We start from the raw sequence: 3,750 nt of genomic DNA, 5'->3' as shown, positions 1-3,750 counted from the left end.
ACGCTCACCTTCAGTGAAGGTCTGATGCCGAAGCTGTCGGGCGCCGAGATCGTGATGACCGGCATGCCCGGCATGCCCAACCACCGCATGGCGGTAACCGGCTTCAAGACGTCCGTCGAAGGCGACAAGACGCTCGTGCTGACGCTCGCCAAGCCGCTCATGGCGGGCAGCTATCAGGTCGCCTGGCACGTCGTCTCGACCGACACGCACCGCATCCAGGGCAATCTCGCCTTTACCGTCAAGTGACGCCATGAACGACGTGGCACTCGTCGCCGTCCGCTGGGCGCTCTACGTCGATCTCGGCCTGTTGTTCGGCCTGCCGCTGTTCGCGCTCTATGCGCCCGGCGGCGGCCGGATGGTACAGCGGCATCTGCCGATGGTAGCAATGGTGGCCGGTCTCGCCTGTCTCGCCCTCCTGCTGTCGGCGCTGGGGTTCGCGTTGCAGGCAGCGGCCATGACCGGGCTGCCGCTCACCCAGCCTGATCTTTCCATGGTCGCAGAGCTGTTCAACGGCACGTCCATGGGAACGGCGCTGAAGGCGCGCCTCGTCGCGCTCCTCGTTCTTCTGCTCTCCATCCCCTTCTATCGCCGGCAATCCCGTCCTGCCTTCATCGCCTCCACTCTGGCAGGCGCGGTCGCACTCGCGACCCTCGCCTGGAGTGGGCATGGCGCGGCTGGCGAAGGCGAGGCGGGCTGGCTGCAACTGGGGGCCGATCTCATCCATCTGCTCGCCGCCGGCGCCTGGGTCGGCGCGCTTGCCGCATTCCTCGCGCTGGTACTTCCCAGGCTCGCAACCGACGATCTCGCCGCTCAAGACATGGACCGGGTCACGCTCGCCGAGGAAGCGTTGCGGGGCTTCTCCCTCGTCGGCACGATCATCGTCGCCCTGCTGATCCTGACCGGGACGGTGAACGGCTGGTTCCTCGTCGGTCCGGGCAACATCGCCTCGCTCGGGCAGTCGACCTACGGCCTGCTGCTCATCGCCAAGCTGCTGCTGTTCGCCGGCATGCTGGGCCTGGCCGCGCTCAACCGTTATCGCCTGACCCCGGCACTTGCGCAGGCGATCGAGGAAGAGGACGCGCCACGGGCGCAGGCGCTGCTGCGCGCGAGCCTCGTCGTCGAAGGCGGTCTTGCGATCGTCATTCTCGGGCTGGTCGCCTGGCTGGGGACACTGTCGCCACCCATGTCGATGTAGTTTATCGTTTCGAACGCCTCGCGTTGGGAGAAGCCAATGCAATCGTACACCCCGCCGCGCGGGACTGGATCGACGAAAGACTATGATCGCGCGATCCGCCTGTGGGCGCGGGAGAAGCGGTGGCGTGCCGCCATGCTTGCCATGCTGCGCCCGGATTGGCGCCTGGTAATCGCCGATTATGGCCGCCAGCACGGGTCTCATGCGGCTCGCCTTCCGCCTGACCGTGCAGCGGGCTCGATGGCATCGACGATACCCAGCCCAATGCCGACGGCGTGCTCCCCGGCCTGATGGCGGCCAAGCGAACGGGCCCGCCGATTTGGCCACTTAGGCGATTACGTATTGACCCTGACACGGTGTCAGACCCTAGATCGTCAGGCGTCGAAAGGAGCGAGGCGATGAACGAGACACATGGAGCGGCGCATGGCGGCGGTTGCTGCGGCGGCCACGGCACCGCTAAAGCGGCGACCGGCGTCAAGGACCCGGTCTGCGGCATGACCGTCGACCCGGCGACCACGGCGCATCACGCCGAGCATAGCGGTGAAAGCTATCATTTCTGCAGCGCGGGCTGCCGGACCAAATTCATCGCCGATCCCGAGCGCTATCTCGGCCCGCCGACGCCGCCGGTCGCGGCGCCCGAAGGCACGATCTGGACCTGCCCGATGCATCCCGAGATCCGCCAGGACCATCCCGGGTCCTGTCCGATCTGCGGCATGGCGCTCGAACCCGCGACCGTGACCGCCGACAGCGGCCCCAGCCACGAGCTAGTCGATTTCACGCGGCGCTTCTGGGTCGGCCTCGTGCTGGCTCTCCCGGTGCTGATCCTCGAGATGGGCGCGCATGTCTTTCCCGCGATCCATCGCCTCGTGCCGATGTCGACCTCGGTATGGATCCAGTTCGTGCTGGCGACGCCTGTCGTGCTCTGGGCGGGCTGGCCGTTCTTCGAGCGTGGCTGGGCCTCGCTCAAGACCCGCAACCTCAACATGTTCACCCTGATCGCGATGGGGACCGGGGTCGCCTGGATCTACAGCGTCATCGCGACGCTCGCGCCTCAGCTGTTCCCGCCGGCCTTCCGCGGCGAGGACGGCATGGTTGCCGTCTATTTCGAGGCGGCCGCGGTGATCACCGTCCTCGTGCTGCTCGGCCAGATGCTCGAACTGCGCGCGCGGGAACGCACCTCGGGCGCGATCAAGGCGCTGCTCAACCTTGCACCAAAGACCGCGCGCCGGATCGGTTCTGATGGGAACGAAGAGGAAATCAGCCTTGATCTGGTTGCGGTGGGCGACCGCCTGCGGGTGCGGCCGGGCGAGAAGGTGCCGGTCGACGGCGTAGTCGAGGACGGCCGCTCCTCGCTCGACGAGTCGATGGTCACCGGCGAATCCATGCCCGTCACCAAGGCAAAGGCCGACACAGTGATCGGCGGCACGCTCAACCAGACCGGTGCGCTGGTGATCGTCGCCGACAAGGTCGGCCGCGATACCATGCTCGCACGCATCGTCCAGATGGTCGCTGAGGCGCAGCGCTCGCGCGCGCCGATCCAGCGCATGGCCGATCAGGTGTCGGGCTGGTTTGTGCCCGTGGTCATCGCGGTCGCGGCCGTCGCGTTCATCGCCTGGGGCATCTGGGGTCCCGAGCCGCGCTTCGCCTATGGGCTGGTGGCGGCGGTCGCCGTGCTGATCATCGCCTGTCCCTGCGCACTGGGGCTGGCAACGCCGATGTCGATCATGGTCGGGGTCGGCCGCGGCGCCGGGCTCGGTGTCCTCATCAAAAATGCCGAAGCACTCGAGCATATGGAGAAGGTCGACACTCTCGTCGTCGACAAGACAGGCACGCTGACCGAAGGCCGGCCTGCCGTCACCCAGGTCGTGCCGGCGCCCGGCTTCGACGAAGCCGAGCTGCTGCGTCTTGCCGCCTCGGTCGAGCGGGCGTCCGAGCATCCGCTCGCGTTGGCAATCGTCGAGGCCGCGAAGGATCGCGGCATCGTCACGAGCGACGTCATCGACTTCGACTCGCCGACCGGGCGCGGCGCGCTCGGCACGGTCGAAGGGCGGCGCATCGTCCTCGGCAATGCGCAGTTCCTTGCCGACAAAGGGGTTGCGACCGATGCGCTCGCCAGCCAGGCCGACGCGCTGCGCCGGGATGGCGCCACCGCGATCTTCATCGGGGTCGACGGCACAGTCGGCGGCGCCTTCGCGATCGCCGATCCGGTGAAGGCCACGACACCAGAAGCGCTCGCCGCGCTCAAGGCGGAGGGCATTCGCGTGGTCATGCTGACCGGCGACAACCGCACGACCGCGGAAGCGGTCGCCCGACGCCTGGGCATCGACGAGGTCGAAGCCGAGGTGCTGCCCGATCAGAAGAGCGCCGTGGTCGCCAGGTTCAAGCGCGAGGGGCGGGTCGTCGCCATGGCCGGCGACGGTGTCAACGACGCCCCCGCGTTGGCCGCCGCCGACGTCGGCATCGCCATGGGTTCCGGCACCGACGTCGCGATCGAGAGCGCTGGCGTCACGCTGCTCAAGGGCGACCTGACTGGCATCGTCCGGGCGCGGCGGCTCAGC

The 3,750-nt window shown here is 67.9% G+C and carries 3 protein-coding genes; all 3 read left to right on the top strand.

Going from position 1 to position 3,750, the window contains the following annotated elements; translation table 11 throughout:
- Positions 1-246: copper resistance protein CopC (locus KAY22_RS26130; protein ID WP_296626011.1), on the top strand; the 246-nt coding region annotated here is incomplete at its 5' end.
- 4 nt (positions 247-250) lie between these two features.
- Complete coding sequence (gene copD / locus KAY22_RS26125; protein ID WP_007406374.1) at positions 251-1,195, top strand: copper homeostasis membrane protein CopD; 945 nt, start codon at positions 251-253, stop codon at positions 1,193-1,195.
- 395 nt (positions 1,196-1,590) lie between these two features.
- A partial coding sequence (locus KAY22_RS26120) for a heavy metal translocating P-type ATPase (protein WP_296626010.1) occupies positions 1,591-3,750 on the top strand: 2,160 nt, incomplete at its 3' end.

It is taken from the genome of Rhizorhabdus sp., from assembly GCF_018006725.1.
Taxonomy (GTDB): Bacteria; Pseudomonadota; Alphaproteobacteria; order Sphingomonadales; family Sphingomonadaceae; genus Rhizorhabdus.
The sequence above is the reverse complement of the archived record's forward strand: the minus strand, read 5'-3'. Positions and strand labels throughout refer to the sequence as shown.

Bases quoted from the DNA above. Each gene is read 5' to 3' on its own strand.
- copD (WP_007406374.1), top strand. From the start codon at position 251: ATGAACGACGTGGCACTCGTCGCCGTCCGCTGGGCGCTCTACGTCGAT.